The organism is Dyella kyungheensis, assembly GCF_016905005.1.
Lineage (GTDB): Bacteria > Pseudomonadota > Gammaproteobacteria > Xanthomonadales > Rhodanobacteraceae > Dyella > Dyella kyungheensis.
The window spans coordinates 1-20,850 of record NZ_JADIKC010000002.1 but is presented as its reverse complement, the minus strand read 5'-3'; the positions used below and the strand labels follow the sequence as shown (position 1 = coordinate 20,850).

Below are 20,850 nucleotides of genomic sequence, written 5' to 3'. Positions count from 1 at the left end.
GTAGGCCCGTAAAACGGTGAGCGTCCGTGCTCAACCGTTGGAGAGGCGCGGGCACACCACGCCGTCGGGCGGCAGGGCGCAAGCGGTCGGGGCGATCAACTGGCCCGCGCTGCCGGCTGCGGCGAGGCGGATGGCTTCGGGCGAGGCGTTCACCATGGCGCTCAACACGAGTCCACACACCAGCAGGCAAGCGACGAACAGGCTGCGCAGCATCAAGGCTTCGAATTTCATGATCATGTCTCCGATGAAGGTGGGGTAGTCCTGCGATATACCTTTGGCAAGCCCCGTGCCAAGCCTTCGATCGTCCGCAAATCACTGTCTTTGTTGAGAATTATCCGGTATGGCTGGCGCGGTCTGGCTGTCCGCGGACAGCGGCCGGGCGTGGCCGGACAGCTGCGGACACCTGTCCGGACGATGTGTCGTCCCGGTTACATGTTCTTGCGTCGAACGAAGCGCCGTGGCGGTTGTCCACCATGCCATTGGTCATTTGCCAAGGTTTCGGGCCGTGGCTAGCCTCGGAACGTTCATTCGTCAAAGAAAACAGGAGTGTCGTGATGGCAAGAAAGCCCCTCGCCCTACTCGTCGCCGGAGTGCTCAGCATGTCGGCCGGTTTGCCAGCGATCGCGCTGCCCCAGGCTGCCGCTGCCGAAGCCACCCAGGCCATTCCGGACATCGCCTTTACCCGCTTCACGCTGCCCAACGGCCTGACCGTGGTGGTGCATGAGGATCACAAGGCGCCGGTGGTAGCCGTGAGCATCTGGTACCACGTGGGTTCGGGCGATGAGCCCAAGGGCAAGACCGGCTTCGCGCACCTGTTCGAGCACCTGATGTTCTCCGGCTCGGAGAATCACAAGGGCACGTACTTCCAGCCGTTCGAGCTGGCCGGTGCCACCGACATGAACGGCACCACCTGGTTCGACCGCACCAACTATTTCGAAACCGTGCCGACCACCGCGCTCGACATGGCACTGTGGATGGAGTCGGATCGCATGGGCCACCTGCTCGGCGCGATCGGCCAGAAGGAACTCGACACCCAGCGCGGCGTGGTGCAGAACGAGAAGCGCCAGGGCGAAAACCGCCCGTACGGCCGGGTGGACCAGAACATCCTGTCCAACACCTATCCGAGCAACCATCCGTACCAGCACGACACCATCGGTTCGATGGAAGACCTCAACGCCGCCTCGCTCGGCGATGTGAAGCAGTGGTTCCACGATTACTACGGCGCGGCCAACACCACCCTGGTGCTGGCCGGCGACATCACCGTGGCGGAAGCCAGGGCCAAGGCCGAGAAGTATTTCGGTGACATCCCGGCCGGTCCGCCGGTGCCGCGTCAGCAGGCGTGGATCACCCCGCTGGGCAAATCCACGCGTGGCGTGCAGCACGATCACGTGGCGCAGCCACGCGTTTACCGCACCTGGGTGGTGCCGCAGCTGGGCACCGACGATGCCATCCAGCTCGACCTCGCCTCCACCGTGCTCGGCGGTGGCAAGACTTCGCGGCTGTACCAGCGCCTGGTCTACCAGGACAAATTGGTCGATGACGTCTCGGCCAGCATTTCGCCGTTCGCGCTGGCCAGCCAGTTCCAGATCCAGGCCGACATCAAGGAAGGCGTGGATCAGGCCAAGGTCGAAGCGGTGATTGCCGAAGAGGTGAAGAAATTCCTCGCCGACGGCCCCACCGCCGATGAGCTGGAACGCGCCAAGATCGGCAATCGCGCGGGCTTCGTGCGCGGCCTGGAAAAGGACGGTGGCAAGGCCGTGATCCTGGCCGAAGGTCAGGTCTATCGCGGCGATCCGGGTGCCTACAAGAAGGACCTGGAGCGCGCCGACGCCGCCACGCCGGCGAGCGTCAAGGCCGCTGCCGACAAGTGGCTCAGCAAGGGCGACTATGTGCTGACCGTGCTGCCTGCCGGCGCCGACTTCAATCCGGACACCGAGGACGCCAAGGTGGTGGCGCTGGGTCCGCAGGAAGGCCGCCCTGCCGCCAAGCTGCCGGCCAAGCATGAGTACACCGTGGCCAAGAGCGCGGTGGACCGCAGCAGCGGCGTGCCGAAGGTGACGCAGTTCCCCGACCTGAAATTCCCCGAACTGGAGCGCGGCAAGCTCAAGAACGGCATCGAAGTGATCCTGGCGCAGCGCCACACCATTCCGGTGACGCATGTGCAGCTGATGTTCGACGCCGGTTACGCCGCCGACCAGGGCCGCAAGCTCGGCACCGCCAGCTTCACCACCACGCTGATGAACGAGAGCACCAAGGAGCTCGATTCGGTGGAAGTCTCCAAGCGCAAGCAGCGCCTGGGCGCGGTCACCCGCATCGGTTGCGGCCTGGACGCCTGCTCGGCCTCGCTCAATGCCTTGAACGATCAGTTGCAGCCCTCGCTGGCGCTGTTTGCCGACATCGTGCGCAACCCGGCGTTCAAGTCCGAGGACATCGAACGTATCCGCGGCCAGTGGCTGGCCGGCATCGCGCAGGAAAAGACCCAACCCACCGCGCTGGCGCTGCGTACCTTGCCGCCGCTGCTGTACGGCGCCAACCACGCCTACGGCATCCCGTTCACCGGCTCGGGTACGGAAGCGGCGATCAAGTCGATGCAGGCGTCGGATCTCGCCAACTTCCAGCGTGACTGGCTGCGTCCGGACAACGTGAAGATCCTGGTGGCCGGCGACACCACGCTGCAGCAGATCATCCCGCAACTCGATGCCGCCTTCGGCGATTGGAAGGCGCCGTCCAGTGCCGTGCCGAAGAAGAACATCGCCAGCGTGGCCGCCCAGGCCAAGCCGCGCGTGTTCCTGATCGACAAGCCCGATGCGCCGCAGTCGCTGATCCTGGCGGGTCTGTTGGCGCCTTCCAGCAAGGCGCCGAACGAACTGGCCATCGATGTGGCGAACGGCGCGTTCGGTGGCAGCTTCACCTCGCGCCTCAACATGAACCTGCGCGAGGACAAGCGCTGGGCCTATGGTGCCTTCAGCTTCATGCGCGATGCGATCGGCCAGCGTCCGTTCCTGATGTACGCCCCGGTGCAGACCGACAAGACCGCCGAGTCCGCGCACGAAGTGGCCAAGGAAGCGAACGAAGTGATCGCCGCCCGTCCGCTCACCGAGCAGGAAGTGAACAAGATCAAGGACTCCAATGTCCGCGGTCTGCCGGGCAGCTTCGAGACGGCGGCCGAGGTGCTCAGCGCGATGAACGAGATCGTCCAGTACAACCGCCCGGACGACTACGTGCAGACGCTCAAGGCCCGCACCGAAGCCGTGACCCAGCCCGATGCCGAAAGCGCGATCAAGGAGATCGTCCAGCCCAAGGCGCTCACCTGGGTGATCGTGGGCGACCTGAAGAAGATCGAGCAGCCGGTGCGCGCGCTGAATCTCGGCGACGTGCAGGTGATCGACGGCGACGGCAAGCCGGTGGCGGCCAAACCGTCGAAGTAAACGTGAGATTATGTGGGGAGCTGTTCACGTCCCCGGGTTAGGATGGAGGCCGGGCGGGAGACCGCCCGGCTTCTTCATTTCCACATCGCGGAGCTATCCATGCGCAAGACCCTGCTGTTGCTCGTTCCCATCGCTTTGCTCGGCGCCTGCACCTACGGCATCACGCTGGACGATGCCGGTAAGAACGTCCGCACGGCCTGGAGCGGCGATGTGTCCTCCTGCCGCGACCTGGGCAAGGTCACGGTGTCGGTGATGGATCATGTCGGCCCGATCGATCGCAACGACATCAAGGTGCGCGACGAGCTGGAAGTGATGGCGCGCAACGAAGCCGCCAAGATGCACGCCGACACCATCAAGCCGCTGGGCGAACCCACCGACGGCTCGCAGCCGTGGGGCGCCTACCAGTGCGGCAATGCCCAGCTGGCACCGGCGGGTCGGCCGGCGAATCCGGCCAACCCGAACCCGGCGGCGCCCGGGAGTGCCACGCCGAGTGGGTTCGAGACCTACCCGGTGAAGAACAACTAAGCGGACGCCGCCAACGCGTGCCGCTCCCGTCCCGGCCGATGACCGGGGCGACGGGCGAGCCACCCGGCTAAAGCAGCCCGAAAGGCGCCCTCGTGGCGCCTTTTTCACGTGCGCAGGTCGACGCTCTTGCATGCCGCCCGGGGCCGGCATAAAATTCACATGTATATATTACATATATGTACTAATTAAGGCGTGCGCCGTGAGCAGCTTCCTTCCGACCGAGCAACGCCTGACGGTGACCCGCCAGCGCTATCCCGCCTTTCCGCGGGACCCGGCCGTGCTCATTCGCCTGATCCGCCACATCTACAAGCGCGTGCACGACGACGCCAATGCGATGTTGCGGCCGTACGGCATCAATCATCCGGAATACAACCTGCTGATGATGCTCTACGGCACCGAGGGCAACACGATGCATCCCACCGAACTGGCCGACGCCGCCGGTGAGAAGCTCGCCAACATCACGCGACTTACCAACGAGCTGGCCGACAAAGGTCTGATTGCACGCAATGCGAGCGACGAGGATCGTCGCAAGGTCGCGCTCACGCTGACCGACGACGGCGTGGCGCTGATCGAAAGCTTCCTGCCCGATGTATGCGCGCTGCTGGAAGAGCAGGTGGAAGGCATCGCTCAGCGCGACATCGCGCAACTGGAACGCCTGCTCAAGAAGTTCCTCGATCGACTGGACCGAAGGGAGAGCGTTTGACCATGTCGGCGGTGCCTACTGAACTTGCGTCATGGAGCCACCCGCCGTGGTTGCGCGAGTTCGCCGTGGAGGAGGGGCACGCCTGGATCTTCGTGCTGAAAAGCCTGCTGGCGTTCTATCTCGCCGCCTGGCTGACCATGGTGTTCCAGCTCGAACAGCCGGCGACCACGATGATCACCGTCGCCATCGTGATGCATCCGCAAAGCGGCACGGTGCTGGCGAAGAGTTTCTATCGCGCCCTGGGCACCTGCACCGGCAGTCTGTTCGGCGTGTTGCTGATGGCGGCGTTTCCGCAGCAGCGCGAACTGTTCCTGCTCAGCATGTCGATCTGGGTCGCGCTGTGTGCCGGCGGCGCCGTGCTGTACCGCAACTTCACCTCGTACGGCTTCGTGCTGGCCGGCTATACCGCCTTCATCGTGGTGCTGCCGGCGATCGACCATCCCACGGCGGTGTTCGATTCGGCGGTGGCGCGCGTGAGCGAGGTGATGCTCGGCATCATCGTCTCCGGCCTGGTCAGCGATGTGGTGTTGCCGATGCGTTTGCGCGACCTGCTCCGGCGCATTTCGCGCGAGCACTACCAGCACTTCATCGACTTCGCGCGCGGCAGCCTCGGCGGTGCCATTCCGCGGGCGGACATGGAGAAGGCGCATCTGCGCTTCGTGCGTGCGGCGGTGCAGATCGAGGATCTTCGCTCGTCGGTGATCTTCGAGGATCCCGAGGTGCGCGCGCGCAGCAGCCGCATGCAGTTGCTCAACCTGCGCTACATGGCGGCCGCGACCAGCTTCCAGTCGCTGCACCATCTGATCAATCGACTCCAGCGCAGCAACCATCCGCGCACGGCAGCGGCGCTGATCAAACTGTATGCGCCCATTGGCGAAGCGCTCAGTCCCGCGCCCACCGAGAAGCCGATCCCGCGCTTGCTGGCCACGCGCCTGGAAGCCTGCGAAGCGAAGCTGCCGGCGCTCGCCGCCGAGTTGCGCGAGGATCTCCGGCAGGATCCGAACCTGCTGCTCGAGTTCGATAGCGGTACCACCCTGGTGCGTCGCTTTGCGGCCGAGCTGCGCGACTTCACCTCGCTGGAAGCGAGCCTGCGCGAAACCCAGGGCGTGGCCGGCGGATCGGTCGAGCGCGTGGATTTCAAGCGCGCCAACGACTACGCCTCACCGCTGATTGCCATCGTGCGCACGTTCTTCACCATGGCCACGCTGAGCATCTTCTGGATCGAAACCGGCTGGACCTTCGGCCTTAGCGCGCTGCTGCTGGCCACGGTCTTCAGCGGGCTGTTGGCCACGTCGCCATCGCCGCTGGTGGCCACCGCCAATACCTGGGTCGCCTACGCGGTGGGATTGGTGGCGGCGTATTTCGTGGTGTTCGAATTGATGCCGGGCAGCGACGGCTTCGTCATGCTGATCCTGGTGACCGCACCGTTGCTCGCCCTGGGGCCGTATCTCACCACGCGCAACGCGACCTTGCCGGGTGTGGGCGCGGGTTACTCGCTGGGCTTCGCCTATATCCTCGCGTTGAAGAACCCGATGGTCTATGCGCCCGAGCGCTTCCTCAACGACAGCATCGCCGCACTGTTCGGCCTGATGATGAGTGGCGCGGCCTTCATGATCATCCCCACCGTGATCGGCACGCAGTGGTTGCGTCGCCGCCAGCTGGTGCAGTTGCGTCGACAGGTGGTGTTTGCCGCTACCGCGCCGATGGACGGCATTCTCTATCGCTTCGAAAGCGTGAATCGCGATCTCTACCAGCAGATCGTGCAGTTCACCCGGCCAGGCAGCGAGGAATCGCGCGTGCTGTTTGCATGGGCGCTCGCCGTGCACGATGGCGGTCGCGCGGTGATCGAATTGCGCCAGGACATGTTGCATGAAGGACTGCCACCGCCGGTGAGGGAATCCATGCAACACGCGGTCAATGCGTTGGCCGATCTTTACGACGCACCCGACAGCGCGCGCTGGACGGCCGCCGACAGCGCCGTTGACCAGGCCATCACGCTCACCACGCAGACACTGCCGCAAGCGCGGGCCAGCTGCCAGCCGGCGCTGGCGGACCTGCTGCAGTTGCGCACGGCGTTGCGCGACGACGAGTCCGCGCTCGCTCCCTACATCGTCAAGACCGCGGAGATCGCCCATGCCCCGTGAAATCGCCCTTGCCGATGCCCTGGTACCGGGCCTGTTGCTGATCTACCTGGGCTGTCTGCTGGTGCTGTGGCTCATCGATACCATCATCGGCCGCTACGGCCTGTATCGCTACGTGTGGCATCCCTCCCTGTTTCGCGTGGCCGTGTTCTTCCTGCTGTTCGGCGCCGCTGGCCTACTCCTCTATCCCTGACCTATGAAACTCGAACCTCAAGCTGTGCTTCGTTTCGCCCTTACGGCCGTGGTGGTCATCGTGGCGATGGTGCTGTGCCATGCGCTGTGGCGGCACTACCTGTATGCGCCATGGACACGCGATGGCCGCGTGCGCGCCGAGGTGGTGCGCATCGCCCCGGACGTCTCCGGCCTGGTCACGCGCGTGCCGGTGATCGACAACCAGGAAGTGAAGAAGGGCGACGTGCTGTTCGAGATCGATCCGCAGCGCTTCCGGATCGCCGAGCAGCAGGCCGAAGCGAATCTCAACGCCGCCAAGGCCGCCGCGCGCGCCGCCGGTGCGAACATCGATGCCGTGCTGGCCAGCGCCGCCGCGCGCAAGGCCGAGTACGACATGCGCCAGGAACAGGCGCAGCGACGCCAGGAACTGGCCGAGGTGGTGCCGAAGGAAGAACGCACCGACGCCAAATCCGCCGCGATGACGGCGCGCGCCGTGTGGGAGCAGGCGCAGGCCAGCGGCCATCAGGCCAATGCCGCGCGCGAGCAGGCCGAGGCGGCGGTGGTGCAGGCGCAGGTGGCGCTGGATCGCGCCAAGCTCGATCTCGATCGCACCGAAGTGCGCGCGCCGGTGGATGGCTACGTCACCAACCTCGACGTGCGCGTGGGCGACTATGCGGCGACCGGCAGTCCGCGCCTGGCGCTGATCGATCGCCACAGCTTCTACATTTACGGCTATTTCGAGGAAACTAAGCTGCCGAATCTGCGCGTGGGCGATCCGGTGACCATCCGCATGCTCAGCGGCGGCGTCCATCTCAAGGGGCGCATTACCGGCGTGGCGCGCGGCATCACCGACCGCGACAATCCGACCGGGCGCGACCTGCTGGCCGACGTCAATCCCACCTTCAACTGGGTACGCCTGGCGCAGCGCGTGCCGGTGCGCGTGGATATCGACGAAGCCAGCGAACCGAAGGGCTTGATTCTCTCGGCGGGCATGACGGTGAGCATCGATGTGCAGCCGCGGCGTGTGCTCGATGACGAGCGAACGTCGCGATAGCAGTGCCATGGGTGCGCACGTGCGTGACGTTTGACATAAAAGTCACGAAACACTGCGGCCGCGCAGGCGAATGCTCCTCCATCATGGGGCTGGATTGATACCATGCCCCACTATGAATCGACCGCTGCCCTCGCCACGAAGCCTTGCCCGCCGATTGCTGTCCCTGCGGCGTCGCCCTGAGCTCGATCTGTCCGGACATGTGAGCTTCGCCGCGCCTGCCGAGGCGATCACCACGCTGGCGGGTCCGGCGGCGTTCCGCGAAACCCTGCTTGCGCTGATTGCCAAGGCACAGCGCCGCATCGTGCTGGTGGCGCTCTACCTGCAGGACGACGATGCAGGCCGCGAAGTGATCGAGGCGCTGCATGCGGCCCGCGCCGCGCATCCGGCCCTTTCCATCGAGGTCTATGTCGACTGGCATCGCGCCCGCCGTGGCCTGATCGGCAAGGGCAACAGCGAAGGCAATGCGACGATGTACCGCGACTACGCGCAGCGCCTGGGCGAGGGCGTAGTGGTACGCGGCGTGCCGGTGCAGACGCGCGAGTTGTTCGGCGTGCTGCATCTGAAGGGTTTCATCATCGACGATGCCGTGCTTTACAGCGGCGCCAGCATCAACGATGTCTATCTCGCCAGGCATGGCCGTTACCGGCTCGACCGTTATCACCTGATCCGTCACAAGGCGCTGGCCGACAGCATGGCCGCCTACGTGGACGGCCAGTTCCGCGATAGCGATGCGGTGCCGCGACTCGATCGCATGCCGCAGCCGCGCTCGCGCGATTTGCAGGAGCCGATCCGCCGCCTGCGCCAGTCGCTGCAACAGGCGCAGTACACCGGCACCGACGAGTTGCCGCGGCAGGGCGACGTCACGGTGATTCCGCTCGCCGGCTTCGGGCGCAACGACAATGCGCTCAATGAAACGCTGCTGGGCTTGCTACGCGGCGCGCAGAAGCGGGTGATCCTGCTCACGCCGTACTTCAACCTGCCGCGCCAGGTGCGCGTGGTGATCGGTCACCTGCTGCGGCGTGGCTGCCAGCTCGACATCATGGTCGGCGACAAGACCGCCAACGATTTCTATATTCCGCCCGAGCAGCCGTTCAGCCGCATCGGCTTGTTGCCGTACCTGTACGAAGCGAACCTGCGTCGCTTCGCGCGCACGCACCAGGGCGCCATCGACAGCGGACAGTTGAACCTGTGGCTGTGGCGCGACGGCGACAACACCTATCACCTGAAGGGCCTGTTCGTGGACGAGGAGACGGCCGTACTCACCGGCAACAACCTCAATCCGCGCGCCTGGGCGCTGGACCTGGAAAACGGCCTGCTGCTGCGTGACCCGTGGCGCAAGCTGGTGGCACAACACGAGGCCGAGTGGCAGGCGCTGCGAAGCCATGCGACACGGCTTGCGCACTACCGCGATCTTCCCGGTGCGCGCGGTTATCCGCCGGAGGTGCGCAAGTTGCTGCGTCGGCTGCGGCGCGTGCGGTTGGATCGCCTGGTCAATCGGCTGCTTTGACGGCCGCGGATTTTCTGTGGGAGCGCACCCTGTGCGCGACAACCTGACGAAGCGGGAGCGGCATGGCGCCGCGGTCGCGCACAGGGTGCGCTCCTACAGATTCAAGCATGGGGTATGTTGAAGCCGTGGGGGCCCTTTTGTGGGAGCGCACTTGTGCGCGACGGCCTGACGAAGCGGAAACGGCATGGCGCCGCAGTCGCGCACAAGTGCGCTCCCACAAGGGGATGGCGATTAGTTCGCCAGCCGCTCCAGGCGCATCGCCAGCCAGCGCGACACATCCGGCCACTCGCTGTCGATCACGCTGAAGCACACGGTGTCGCGCAGCGTGCCGTCCGGACGGCGCTTGTGTTGGCGCAGTACGCCTTCGCGGCGCGCGCCGAGGCGTTCGATGGCGCGCTGGGAGTCGAGGTTGCGGTGATCGGTATGGAATTCCACCGCCACGCAGCCCAGCGTTTCGAAGGCGTGCTGGAGCAACAGCCGCTTGCAGGCGGTGTTGAGGTGGCTCTTCTGCCAGCGCCTGGCATACCAGGTGTAGCCGATGGCGATGCGGCGCGGATCGGGCACGGAGTCGTAGAAGCGCGTGGTGCCGACGATCTGGCCGCTGCTCTTTTCGCGCACCGCGAACGGCAGCATCAGGCCGGCCTTTTGACCGTCCAGCGCCTTGGCGATGTACGCCGCCGCTTCGCCGGGCGCGGGTGCGCTGGTGAACCAGAGCGTCCACAGTTCGCCGTCGGCCGCGGCGGCTTCGAGGGCCGGGGCGTGGTCTGGCGTGAGGGGTTCGAGGGCGACGAAGGCGTCTTCCAGCAGGACAGGCGTCAGCGCGGACATCGGTACTCCGGAGAAGGGACGCTCAGGCGTCCAGGTCGGGGATGAGCTTGCTTTCCAGCCGCGCGATATGGTCCTTCAGCAGCAGCTTGCGCTTCTTCAGGCGGGTGATCTGCAGTTCGTCGCGGCTGAGCGACACGGCCAGGTGCTCGATGGCCACATCGAGGTCGCGGTGTTCGACGCGCAACTCGGCCAGCAAATGGGCTATCTCGGCTTGGTCCTGGACCTGCATGACGGGCGACTGGCTGGGGAAAACACTCTCAGTGTAACGCCGCCGGACCCCGGGCGGTCAGATCGCTACAATGGGAGGCCGTCCCGTTCCCGACCGACCATGTCCGCCCAGCCCGACGCCACCCGCAAGCAGCACTACGAGGCCGCCAAGCTGGCCAAGCGCCTGCGCCATCAGGTGGGCCAGGCGATTGCCGACTTCAACATGATCGAAGAGGGCGACAAGGTGATGGTGTGCCTGTCCGGCGGCAAGGACTCGTACACGCTGCTGGACGTGCTGCTGTCGCTGCAGGCCAAGGCGCCGGTGCGCTTCGAGCTGGTCGCGGTGAACCTGGACCAGAAGCAGCCGGGCTTTCCCGCGCATGTGCTCCCGGAATACCTCACCGCGCGCGCCGTGCCGTTCCATATCATCGAGCAGGACACCTACAGCACGGTCACCCGGGTGATCCCCGAAGGCAAGACCATGTGCAGCCTGTGCTCGCGCCTGCGGCGCGGCGCGCTGTATCAGTGGGCGGCCGCCAACGGGATCAGCAAGATCGCGCTGGGTCACCATCGCGACGACATCCTGGGCACGTTTTTCCTGAACCTGTTCTATCAGGCGCAGCTCAAGGCCATGCCGCCCAAGCTGCGCTCGGACGATGGCCGCCATGTGGTGATCCGTCCGCTGGCGTATTGCCGGGAAAGCGATATCGCCGAGTACGCGCAGGAGCGGCAGTTCCCCATCATTCCGTGCAATCTCTGCGGTTCGCAGGAAAACCTGCAACGCAAGGCAGTTAGGCGCATGATGGAGGACTGGGAGAAAACCCAACCCGGCCGCGCCGAGAATATTTTCCGCGCGCTGGGCAGTGTGCAGCCCTCCCAGCTCGCCGATCGAAACCTGTTCGACTTCGCCACGCTCGGCGCGCGCGAAGGTGTCGCCCGCGCTGATGCGCACGAGTGGCTTGCCGGTGCGCCGGACGAGTCTTGAATCCACAGTCAATCGAGTAACGCCGTGTTCGAGAGTCTGACTTCATGTGTTGAGTGCTCCGCGTTGCGCCTGAATTGCCATCAGACAGCCACCCGTGGCGAAGCGCTTGACTGGGTGTCAAGTCGAGCCATGGGTGGCTGTCTGATGGCAATTCAGACGCAACCCTCCGGGCAGGGGCTGTTTGCCCGCATGGCGGCGTCATCACTCAGTCGTGTATCGACATACACTCCTTCATTCTTCCTTGCCATGCGCGCAAACAGCTCCCTGCGCGGAGTACTCAACACATGAAGTCAGACTCTTTGTTTGCATCCGTTGAAATGACCCCGGGCGATCCGATCCTGGGACTCACCGAGGCCTTCGTGGCCGACACCCGTCCGGGCAAGGTCAACCTGGGCGTGGGCATCTATTACGACGAGCAGGGCCGCATTCCGCTGCTGCGCGCCGTGCAGCAGGTGGAGCAGAAGCTGGCGCAGGAAGCCAAGCCGCGCGGCTATATCCCCATCGACGGCCTGCCGGCGTACAACCTCACCACGCAGAAACTGGTGTTTGGCGAAGACTCGCCGCTGCTGGCCGCTGGCCGCGTGGCCACCTCGCAGACCGTGGGCGGCAGCGGTGCGCTGCGCATCGGCGCCGACCTGCTGAAGAAGGTGCTGCCGAACGCCAAGATTGCGATCAGCAGCCCGAGCTGGGAAAACCATCGCGTGGTGTTCAGCTCGGCCGGTTTCGACGTGGTCGATTACGCCTATTACGACGCCGCCACGCACGGCCTGGATTTCCCCGGCATGCTGGCCGACCTGGGCAAGCTGGAACCGGGCACGGTGGTGTTGCTGCACGCGTGCTGCCATAACCCGACCGGTGTGGATCTCAACGCCGAGCAGTGGCAGCAGGTGGTGGACCTGGTGAAGGAGCGCGGCCTGTTGCCCTTCATCGACATGGCCTACCAGGGCTTCGACGAAGGCATCGACGCCGACGCCACCGCGGTGCGCCTGTTCGCCGCCTCCGGCATCGACGCCTTCGTGGTCGCCAACTCGTATTCCAAGTCGTTCTCGCTGTACGGCGAGCGCGTGGGCGCGTTGTCCGTCGTGGGCAAGACACGCGACGAAGCGCTGCGCGTGCAGTCGCTGGTCAAGCGCACCATCCGCTCCAACTACTCCAGCCCGGCCACCCACGGCGGCCTGCTGGTGTCCACGGTGCTCGGCAGCGCCGAGCTGAAGGCCATGTGGGAGCAGGAGCTGGGCGAGATGCGCGAGCGCATCCACGCGATGCGTGCCGGCATGGTGGAGAAGCTGGCCGCGGCGGGTGCGCCGCATTTCGGCTTCATCCAGCAGCAGGCTGGCATGTTCTCCTACTCGGGCCTCAGCAAGGCCCAGGTGGACCGCCTGCGCGAGGAGTACGCCATTTACGCCATCGGCACCGGCCGTATCTGCGTGGCGGCGTTGAACCGCGCGAATCTTGATACGGTGGTGAACGCGGTGGCCGCGGTCAGCCGCTGAGCACCAGCCAAGCCAGACCCTACACGCTCGTCATTCCGGCGGAGGCCGGAATCCAGTAACGGGGCGCATATCGATGCGACGCCGTTGGGACCTCGCTAAATGAGGCGCTGGATTCCGGCCTACGCCGGAATGACGACATAAAGCACGGATACCGAATGTTCTTTCGCAATCTCACGCTGTTCCGCTTTTCTCCCGCCATCTCCAACGACCTCGACCGCCTGGACGAAGCCCTGGGCGACCATCGCCTGCGCCCGTGCGGTCCGCTCGAAATGGGCACCAAGGGTTTCGTGCCGCCGGTGGGCCGGGGCGATGAGGCCCCGCTCACCCATGCAGTAAAGGCCTGCACCATGGTCACCGTGGGTGGTGAGGACAAACTCCTCCCCGGTTCCGTGGTGAACGACGAACTTCAGCGCCGCGTGCAGAAGATCGCCGAAGAAGAGGGCCGCAAGGTTGGCGGCCGCGAGCGCAAGCGCATCAAGGAAGACGTGCTCAACGAGCTGGTGCCACGCGCCTTCATCCGCAGCTCGCGCCAGCGCGCCTACGTGGACAAGAAGAACGGCTGGCTGGTGCTCGACACATCCAGCCGCAAGTCCGCCGAGAACACGCTGACGCAGATCCGCGAAGCGCTGGGCAGCTTCCCGGCTGTGCCGCTGGCGCCGGAAGAGGGCCCGCGGGTGCTCATGACCGACTGGCTGGCCAACGGCAACCTGCCGGCCGGGCTGGCGCTGGGCGACGAGGTGGAGCTGCGCGACCCGGCCTCCGCCACCGGCGCCATCGCCAAGTGCCGCCGCCAGGACCTGGACGGCGAGGAAGTGAAGGAGCACCTGCGCAATGGCAAGCAGGTATTCCAGCTGGGTCTCACCTTCGATGAGCGCATGAGCTTCGTGCTCGGCGAGGACTTGATCGTGCGCAAGCTCAAGTTCCTCGACGTGGTCACCGAGGAGCTGGGCGACAGCCATCCGGACGCCGCCGCCGAGGCCGACGCCACCTTCACCCTGCTCACGCTCGAGGTCGAGCGCCTGCTGGGCAAGCTGGAAGAATGGTTCGGCCTGCCGCGTCCCGCCGAGGCCTGAGCCGGCCCGTTCAGGCTCCGCCGTCCTGACCGTATGGTCGGGACGGACATCGCCCTGCCTTGCGAAGCCTGCATGCTCTCCCCACATTTCCTTTGGGACACTGAGTCCCTTTCGGACATCGGTCGGCCTGGACGCCATGCAGTTAAGGCGGGGATATGACGCAGCATCTTGAAGGCGATTGGCTGGAACTGGCCACCGCGAGCGGCAGCACCATCCGTGTGCTCAAAGCCGCCCATCCGCGTGCGCGCCGGTTGCGGCTCACGGTGACGCCCAAGGGTGCGCGCGTGTCGTATCCGCACGGCACGCACCCGGCTCAGGTGAGTGCATTCCTGCGTCATCACGCCGACTGGCTCGAGCGCAAGCTCGACGAGTTGCATCTGATCGTGAAGCCGTTGCCGCCGCTGCGCGTCGGCACGCCCACGGAATTTCCGTTGCGCGGGGAAACCGTTCAGCTCGATTGGGCGGAAGGTCCGTACCCGCGCGTCGAAGCCGGCGAGGGCACGCTCACTTTGGTGATTCCTCGTCCGCATACGCGTGCAGTGCCGGTGGCGCGCGGCTTGCTCGCGTCGTATTTCGAAGCGCAGATCCGTCGCGATGTGTCGCGCTGGCTGGCCGGCTACGTGCCGCAGCTCGGGCTGGCGCCGACGGCGCTGCGCGTGCGTCCGATGAAGAGCCTGTGGGGCAGCCTCGATACGCGTGACCGCATCAATCTCGATCTCGCGCTGGCGCTCGCGCCGCCCAACGCCTTGAAGTACGTGCTCGCCCACGAGCTATGCCATCTGAAGGTGCGCAGCCATGCGCCGCGCTTCTGGGCGCAGGTGGAAATCCTGTTTCCCGACTGGCGCGAACAGCGCGACTGGCTGCGCCTCAACGGCGCGTGGCTGAAGACCGAACTCGACCGGCTGATTGCCGACGTCGCGGATTGAGCCTTCGCTTTAACCCCATTCGGGCGTTCCCGGCGATCATGGAAGTATCGCCAAAGGAAAGGACGCCATGTCGGCCGTCATCGCCCCACCCATGGATTGGACGCATGCCTGCGCGCAAGCGCTTGAGCCTCTGCGTCGACTGCTGTCGCAACCGCACCTCGAGCAGATAGCCGAAACGTCGGCGCTAAGCGACGCGCAATGCATGGAGCGCTATCGCAACGGCGACGTGCATGCCTTTCGCGTCCTCTACGCACGCTATCGCGAGAAGCTGCACCGCTACACGTTGCGCCTGGCCGGCAAGGCCAGCGAGGCGGAGGAAATCTTCCAGGACGTGTGGATGGCCGTGGTGAACGGCAAGGCCGGCTATCAGCCGAACGCGCCGTTCGCCGCGTGGCTGTTCGGCATCGCGCATCGCCGCGCCGCCGATCGCTGGCGCGTACTGGGCAGGCATGCGCCCGATGCGATCGAGCCCCATGAGAACGCAGACGATGCGATCGAGCATCACGCGGCGTCGCCCCTGTATGCACCCGACCGGCATCTCGACAACGACGCGCTGGGCAGGGCGCTGGTCGAAGCGGTGAACGGATTGCCATTGCCGCAACGCGAAGCCTTCCTGATGAAAGCCGAGGGCGAACTCAGCCTGGAAGACATCGCTTTCGCCACCGGTACCACGCGCGAAACGGTGAAGAGCCGCTTGCGCTATGCGCAGCAGAAACTGCGCGAGGCGTTGCAGGCATGGCGATGAACGACGACATGGATGAACTGCTGCGGTTGTACCGGCATGCCTCGAACGAGGCGCCTGCCGCGCGGCTCGATGCACGCATTCTCGGCGCCGCGGACCGTGCCGCATCGATGCGCCGCTGGTCCCGGCGCATCGCATGGCCGGCAGCCATCGCCGCTTCGTTGCTGTTGTGGACGATGTGGCCGGCACCCGGTCATCGCTCACCCCTCACCACCGATCCCATGGCGGCCCACGATGCGGGCCGGGTCCGCAGCGAGCTCCAGCAGATGGACGTCACGCCGCCACGCAACGACGTGGATCGGTTCCTGCTGTCCACCAACCTTCACCCCCAACCCGAGACAGGGAATGCCCTATGAAGAAGATCTTCGCCACCGCCGTTCTCATCGCCAGCTGCATCGCGTCCAGTGCGCACGCGGCGGCGCCGCGTGGCTGGTTCATCACCGGATCCGCCCAGAATGATTTCGAGACCGGCACGGAAGCGTCGACCCGCGTGCCCAAGAGCACCAGCGCCTACCTGCGTGCCAAGAGCGAAAGCAACGGCTTCGCCACCCTGATGCAGACCATCGACGCGGCCGCCTACAAGGGCAAGCGCGTGCGCCTTTCGGGCTATCTGCGCACGAAGGATGCCGGCAAGGGCGCGCTGTGGATGCGCGTCGACGATACCGACAAGAAGTCGGTGGCATTCGACAACATGGATGACCGCGCACAACAGGGCGACAAGCCGTGGCAGTCATTCGATGTCGTGCTGGACGTGCCCGACAACGCGCGCGACATCGCTTTCGGCGTGCTGCTGCAGAACAAGGGCGAAGTGTGGGCCGATGGCCTGAAGTTCGAAGTCGTCGGCAAGGATGTGCCGTTGACGGGCGGCGCGCACCCCTTGTCGCCCGCGCCGGTGAATCTCGGCTTCGTCGAGTGAGTCTCGCCTCCCCGCGCCAGGGAAGGTGAGGGGAGGCACTCTTGCGTTAAGCCGCGCATACGCAGAACCTTGGCGCCTACCGGGGACAAGGGGGAGCGTCATGGAACTGCCGATCGGCCCTTTCATCAAGGCCATGTGGTTGATCTTCGCGCTGTACTGGCTGTGGGGATGGCGGCGCGTCAAGGGCGCGCAGCGCAAGGAAGCGATCCTTCCGCGCCTGGTGAAGTACTGGTTGCCGCTGGTCATCGCGATTGCGCTGATCGGCCCCGGCGACTGGTTCGGCAGCAGCTGGCTGCATGCGCGCATGTATCCGGCCAGCGCCGCGATCGCCGTGCTGGGCGCGCTGCTCACCCTGTTTGGCGTCGCGTTCGCCTGCTGGGCGCGTTACGTACTGGGACGCAACTGGAGTTCCGTGGTGCAGGTCAAGCAGGATCACGAACTGATCCAGAGCGGCCCCTATCGCTGGGTGCGCCACCCGATCTATACGGGCCTGCTGCTGGCTTTCCTCGGCACGGCGATGGCCATCGGCGAGTGGCGAGGGCTGATCTGCGTCGTTATCGTCGCCGTGTCGTTCTGGTTCAAGCTGAAACTCGAAGAGCGCTGGATGCGCGACAACTTCGGTGTGGCCTACGAAAGCTATATGCAGCGCACGAAGGCGCTGATTCCGGGCCTGCTCTAGCGAACGTCACCGGATGGCGATGAGGCCATCCGGCGCGTCGGGATCAATGCGACAAGGTGAACTGCGTGAGGATGCGCGCGGTCTCGTCCGGCTTTTCCATGATCGGCATGTGATTGCAGCCGGTCATCATGCTGGTGTTGATCGCGGCGGCGTTCTTCAGGCCGTTGCGCAGGCTGTCCAGGGCGGAGATGTCGATGATCTTGTCGTCGTGGCACCACAGGCCGAGCACCGGCATGCCGAGCTTGTCGAGGCGATTCTGCAGCGACAGGTACTGCGAGGGGTCGCGCAGCTCGTTGAAGGTGCGATCGATGAAGGCGCGGTTTTCCTGGTTGCGCTTGATCAACACGTCCTGAAAACGGCCGGGAATGTTCAGCGGCTTGGCGAACGCCCAGGCGGTGGCCTTGGCGAACTGCTCGCGGTTGTCGAATGCGAACACGTTCTTGCCCGACATCGCTTCGCGCGAGAATGCGTTTTCGTTGGCCTTCAGGCCGAACGAATCGAGCAGGGCGAGTTCCGCCACGTGCTCCGGATGTTCAGCCGCGAACACGCCGGCAATGGCGCCGCCCATCGAGTGGCCGATCAGCACCACCTTGGGCAGATGCAGCGCTTCCATGAAGTCCTGCAGGCGTGCGACCTGCGCATCGATGTTGTAGCTGGCGCCGTCGACGCGGGTGGATTCACCCCAGCCCGGCAGATCCGGTGCGATCACGTGAAAATGCGGGGTCAGCAGTTCCATCTGCTTGAGCCACACTTCCTTGGTGGCGGCAAAGCCGTGCAGCAGCACCAGCGTGGGGCCTTCGCCACCTTCGTAGTAGACCCAGGTGGTATCGCCGACCTGCACGGAATGCTTCTCGACGTGGGCGGCCATGGCCTGGCGCTTGACGTCGGCGGCCATCAGCCACTGCGGCGCAAACAGATACGAGCCGCCCAGCACGACGGCCAGCAGGATGGCGACGAAGCCGAGGAACTTGAGGCGTCGCAGGGCGAGCCGTTGCCATAGCGGGCGCGTCGAGGCAGGCGTGGAAGGCATCGTTTTTTTGGTGGCCATGGGGAAACCAGTAGGAGGAAACGCAGCTATCGATGGCGTCGCGCGCCTCCTTTTGCAAGGAGGCGCGCGCAGAGCTTACTTGCCGGTGCCCTTCTTCGCCTTGGCGAACACGGCTTCCACCGCCTGCTGCGTGAGCGGGTGGTAGCCGCTCTTCGCCTTCGCATAAACCTGCTGTGCGTACGCCAGGCCTTCCGGCGATTTCACGAAGGCCTTATACAACGGCATGGTGAGGTACAGGCGACCGATGCGCGTCATGTGCTCGGCGGCGGCTGGCCACACGTCCTTGTCGCCCGCGGCGATGGCATGGCTGTACCAGCGCATGCCGATCTCCGCGTTAGGCGTGCCGGTGAGGTGCCAGGCGGCGTCGATCTGCTTGATCTTGTCCAGCGGCGCCACGTCCGGCAGGCCGTCGAGGAAGTACATCCATTCCTGCGTGTTCCAGCTCTTCGCGTCGAGCTTGTCGGCAGCGAGCGAGCCGGCGAGGAACGACGCGCGCTCCTTGTCGATGGCGTTGAAGCGCGGCGAATCCGGCAGCGGCGCATCCTTGGGAATGCCCGGCTCGTACACCCACTGCTGCACTTCGTCCCAGCTCATCTTGCCCGGGTTCTTGTCGAACAGATTGGCCTTGAGGTAAGCGAGCATCTGTTCGGTGTCGATGCTCTGGAACGCGAAGTGCGCGAAATAGCCCTTCAGGTAGGCATCGAAGGTGTCGCGGCCAAAGCGCTGCTCCAGCGTGCGCAGGAACCAGCTGCCCTTGTCGTACGGCACTTCGGAAATCGAATCGTCGGCGCCGATGCCGGGCTTGGGCGCGAGGCGCTGCGCATTCGGGGCGATGGTCTTGTCCCTGATGGACTTCTCGAGGCCGCGGGCGGAGATCAGCGCTTCTTCGTCGGCCAGCGTCTTGCCGTATACCGCTTCAGTGATACGGCCCTGCACGTAGGTGGTGAAACCTTCATTGAGCCAGATGTCGCGCCATGCGGCGCTGGTGACCAGGTTGCCCGACCACGAGTGGGCGAGTTCGTGCGAAATCACCGAGACCAGGCTCTTGTCGCCCACCAGCAGCGTCGGCGTGGCGAACGTCATGTTCGGGTTTTCCATGCCGCCGAACGGGAACGAGGGCGGCAGCACCAGCAGGTCGTAGCGGCCCCAGGCGTACGGGCCGTACAGCGACTCGGCGGTCTTGATCAGCTTCTCGGTGTCTTCGAATTCCTTGGCGGCCTTGCCGACCACGCTGGGCTCGGCATAGACGGCCGAACGCGGACCGGTTTCCTTCGCGGCAATGTCGCCCGCTGCAATGGCGAGCAAGTACGACGGAATCGGATGCGGCTGGCTGAAGGCGAAGTTGCCATCGAGTGGGTGGTTCGCCTCGTTGAGCGCGCTCATCACCACTCGCACGTCCTTCGGTGCGGTGACGTGGGCGTCGTAGGTGAAGCGAATCGCCGGCGAGTCCTGCAGCGGCACCCAGGAGCGCGCGTGGATGGATTCGGACTGCGAGAACATGAAGGGCAGCTTCTTGTCGGCCGTCTGTTCCGGCGGCAGCCACTGCAGGCCCGAAGCGGTCGGCACGGTCGAATAGACGATACGCACCTGGGCGGGATGCTGCGGCGTGGCGATGGTGAGCTTGCTGCCCAGTTCCTTGTCGCTCGGCGCCAGCGCGTACTTCAGTGCGCTGGTCTTGCCCGCGGCGTCGACGGCTTCGATGCTGGCGATCTTCAGATCGCGCGTATCGAGCACCAGCGACTGCGCCTTCGGATCCTTCCAGTCCAGCTTCAGCGTGGCCTTGCCGTCGAGCTGCTTGTGCGGGAAATCGACCTTCAGGTCCAGATCCAGGTGGGTCACGCGAACCTGGTCGGGCTGCGCGTAGGAATGCGGGTCGGCGGCGAAGGCGCTCAGCGGCAGCGCGAGGGCGCCGAAGGCTAGGGCATGGAACGGGCGCATCGGGGAAACTCCAGTTGCAGGAATCCCGAGTATGCCATTGGTGGGTGGTGGGTCGCGGGTGTGGGGGGCATCTTGGGGGGGGCGGTGCCTTGCTACTTTTTAATCGTCATTCCTGCGAAGGCAGGAATCCAGTGCCTTTGCGCTGAGTTGTCGCTTTGACGCGATCTGGCTCGCCTGCCGCGGGCTTCCGTCCCGCTGCCGCGGGCCGAGTCACTTTTCTTTGCTTGCCCAAAGAAAAGTAAGGCAGTCTCTAATATCAAGTGCAACGCCCTTTGGGAGGTGATGCATGGGTCGGCACTACAACCATCTAAGCGCCGAAGAGCGGGGCGCGATCATGGTGGGCAAGGCACGTGGAGAGAGCGCCCGGCAGCTGGCGATGCTGCTGGGCCGGTCGCCCAGTACGATCTCACGGGAGCTGGCGCGTAACGGGCACCGCGAGCCGTCAGGCAGCCCTCGTCTGGGGCGCCCGACGCTCGGCTATGACGC

The 20,850-nt window shown here is 65.2% G+C and carries 21 protein-coding genes; 16 read left to right on the top strand and 5 right to left on the bottom strand.

Going from position 1 to position 20,850, the window contains the following annotated elements:
• Positions 1–30: 30 nt before the first annotated feature.
• Complete coding sequence (locus tag ISP20_RS03220) at positions 31–231, bottom strand: hypothetical protein (protein WP_204634639.1); 201 nt, start codon at positions 229–231, stop codon at positions 31–33.
• A gap of 323 nt (positions 232–554) precedes the next feature.
• Here ISP20_RS03220 and ISP20_RS03215 point away from each other — a divergent pair, with 323 nt between their 5' ends.
• The 7 genes from ISP20_RS03215 to pssA all read left to right on the top strand — a co-directional run bounded on the left by ISP20_RS03215 (position 555) and on the right by pssA (position 9,529).
• The gene (locus ISP20_RS03215; protein WP_204634638.1) at positions 555–3,428 is read left to right on the top strand and encodes a M16 family metallopeptidase; all 2,874 of its coding nucleotides are present in this window, start codon (positions 555–557) and stop codon (positions 3,426–3,428) included.
• A 99-nt stretch (positions 3,429–3,527) separates the two neighbouring features.
• Complete coding sequence (locus tag ISP20_RS03210; protein ID WP_204634637.1) at positions 3,528–3,953, top strand: DUF4156 domain-containing protein; 426 nt, start codon at positions 3,528–3,530, stop codon at positions 3,951–3,953.
• A gap of 199 nt (positions 3,954–4,152) precedes the next feature.
• A complete protein-coding gene (locus tag ISP20_RS03205) occupies positions 4,153–4,656 on the top strand; it encodes a MarR family transcriptional regulator (RefSeq protein ID WP_204634636.1) in 504 nt (167 codons plus the stop codon).
• 2 nt (positions 4,657–4,658) lie between these two features.
• Positions 4,659–6,800: an FUSC family protein gene (locus ISP20_RS03200; RefSeq protein WP_204634635.1), complete on the top strand. Its 2,142-nt coding sequence runs from the start codon at positions 4,659–4,661 to the stop codon at positions 6,798–6,800.
• Positions 6,790–6,990, top strand: a complete 201-nt coding sequence (locus ISP20_RS03195) for a DUF1656 domain-containing protein (protein ID WP_204634634.1) — start codon at positions 6,790–6,792, stop codon at positions 6,988–6,990. Before ISP20_RS03200 ends, ISP20_RS03195 begins: the two co-directional genes overlap by 11 nt.
• Before the next feature lie 3 nt (positions 6,991–6,993).
• Positions 6,994–8,022: an HlyD family secretion protein gene (locus ISP20_RS03190; protein WP_204634633.1), complete on the top strand. Its 1,029-nt coding sequence runs from the start codon at positions 6,994–6,996 to the stop codon at positions 8,020–8,022.
• Positions 8,023–8,134: 112 nt separating this feature from the next.
• Entirely contained in the window at positions 8,135–9,529 is a 1,395-nt protein-coding gene (gene pssA, locus ISP20_RS03185; protein ID WP_204634632.1) for a CDP-diacylglycerol--serine O-phosphatidyltransferase, read from the top strand.
• A gap of 231 nt (positions 9,530–9,760) precedes the next feature.
• Here the strand turns inward: pssA and ISP20_RS03180 are convergent, their stop codons facing one another.
• Entirely contained in the window at positions 9,761–10,357 is a 597-nt protein-coding gene (locus tag ISP20_RS03180; protein ID WP_204634631.1) for a GNAT family N-acetyltransferase, read from the bottom strand.
• Between the two features lie 22 nt (positions 10,358–10,379).
• Positions 10,380–10,586: a YdcH family protein gene (locus ISP20_RS03175; RefSeq protein ID WP_204634630.1), complete on the bottom strand. Its 207-nt coding sequence runs from the start codon at positions 10,584–10,586 to the stop codon at positions 10,380–10,382.
• A 99-nt stretch (positions 10,587–10,685) separates the two neighbouring features.
• On the opposite strand from ISP20_RS03175, the gene ttcA reads away from it, so the two are divergent.
• From ttcA to ISP20_RS03135, 8 genes are all read left to right on the top strand, one after another.
• Positions 10,686–11,549, top strand: coding sequence for a tRNA 2-thiocytidine(32) synthetase TtcA (gene ttcA, locus ISP20_RS03170; protein ID WP_204634629.1), 864 nt, complete (start codon positions 10,686–10,688; stop codon positions 11,547–11,549).
• Between the two features lie 284 nt (positions 11,550–11,833).
• Positions 11,834–13,042 carry an amino acid aminotransferase gene (locus tag ISP20_RS03165; RefSeq protein WP_204634628.1) on the top strand — a complete coding sequence of 403 codons (1,209 nt, stop codon included), beginning with the start codon at positions 11,834–11,836 and terminating at the stop codon, positions 13,040–13,042.
• 155 nt (positions 13,043–13,197) lie between these two features.
• Positions 13,198–14,115 (top strand): recombination-associated protein RdgC, encoded by a 918-nt coding sequence (locus ISP20_RS03160; protein ID WP_204634627.1) that lies wholly within the window; start codon positions 13,198–13,200, stop codon positions 14,113–14,115.
• A gap of 155 nt (positions 14,116–14,270) precedes the next feature.
• On the top strand, positions 14,271–15,041 hold the full coding sequence (locus tag ISP20_RS03155; RefSeq protein ID WP_204634626.1) for a M48 family metallopeptidase: 771 nt from the start codon (positions 14,271–14,273) through the stop codon (positions 15,039–15,041).
• A gap of 67 nt (positions 15,042–15,108) precedes the next feature.
• Positions 15,109–15,786, top strand: coding sequence for a sigma-70 family RNA polymerase sigma factor (locus ISP20_RS03150; protein WP_204634625.1), 678 nt, complete (start codon positions 15,109–15,111; stop codon positions 15,784–15,786).
• Positions 15,777–16,139, top strand: coding sequence for a hypothetical protein (locus ISP20_RS03145; protein WP_204634624.1), 363 nt, complete (start codon positions 15,777–15,779; stop codon positions 16,137–16,139). The genes ISP20_RS03150 and ISP20_RS03145 overlap by 10 nt, the downstream gene beginning before the upstream one ends.
• The gene (locus ISP20_RS03140) at positions 16,136–16,699 is read left to right on the top strand and encodes a hypothetical protein (RefSeq protein WP_204634623.1); all 564 of its coding nucleotides are present in this window, start codon (positions 16,136–16,138) and stop codon (positions 16,697–16,699) included. Before ISP20_RS03145 ends, ISP20_RS03140 begins: the two co-directional genes overlap by 4 nt.
• A 100-nt stretch (positions 16,700–16,799) precedes the next feature.
• Entirely contained in the window at positions 16,800–17,378 is a 579-nt protein-coding gene (locus tag ISP20_RS03135; RefSeq protein WP_204634622.1) for a methyltransferase family protein, read from the top strand.
• Positions 17,379–17,421: 43 nt separating this feature from the next.
• Here ISP20_RS03135 and ISP20_RS03130 read toward each other — a convergent pair whose 3' ends face one another.
• Positions 17,422–18,426: an alpha/beta fold hydrolase gene (locus ISP20_RS03130; protein ID WP_204634621.1), complete on the bottom strand. Its 1,005-nt coding sequence runs from the start codon at positions 18,424–18,426 to the stop codon at positions 17,422–17,424.
• A gap of 75 nt (positions 18,427–18,501) precedes the next feature.
• Positions 18,502–20,364, bottom strand: a complete 1,863-nt coding sequence (locus tag ISP20_RS03125; RefSeq protein WP_204634620.1) for a M1 family metallopeptidase — start codon at positions 20,362–20,364, stop codon at positions 18,502–18,504.
• A gap of 286 nt (positions 20,365–20,650) precedes the next feature.
• On the opposite strand from ISP20_RS03125, the gene ISP20_RS03120 reads away from it, so the two are divergent.
• Positions 20,651–20,850, top strand: a 200-nt coding sequence (locus tag ISP20_RS03120; RefSeq protein WP_204634619.1) for a helix-turn-helix domain-containing protein, incomplete at its 3' end; no start/stop codon positions are given.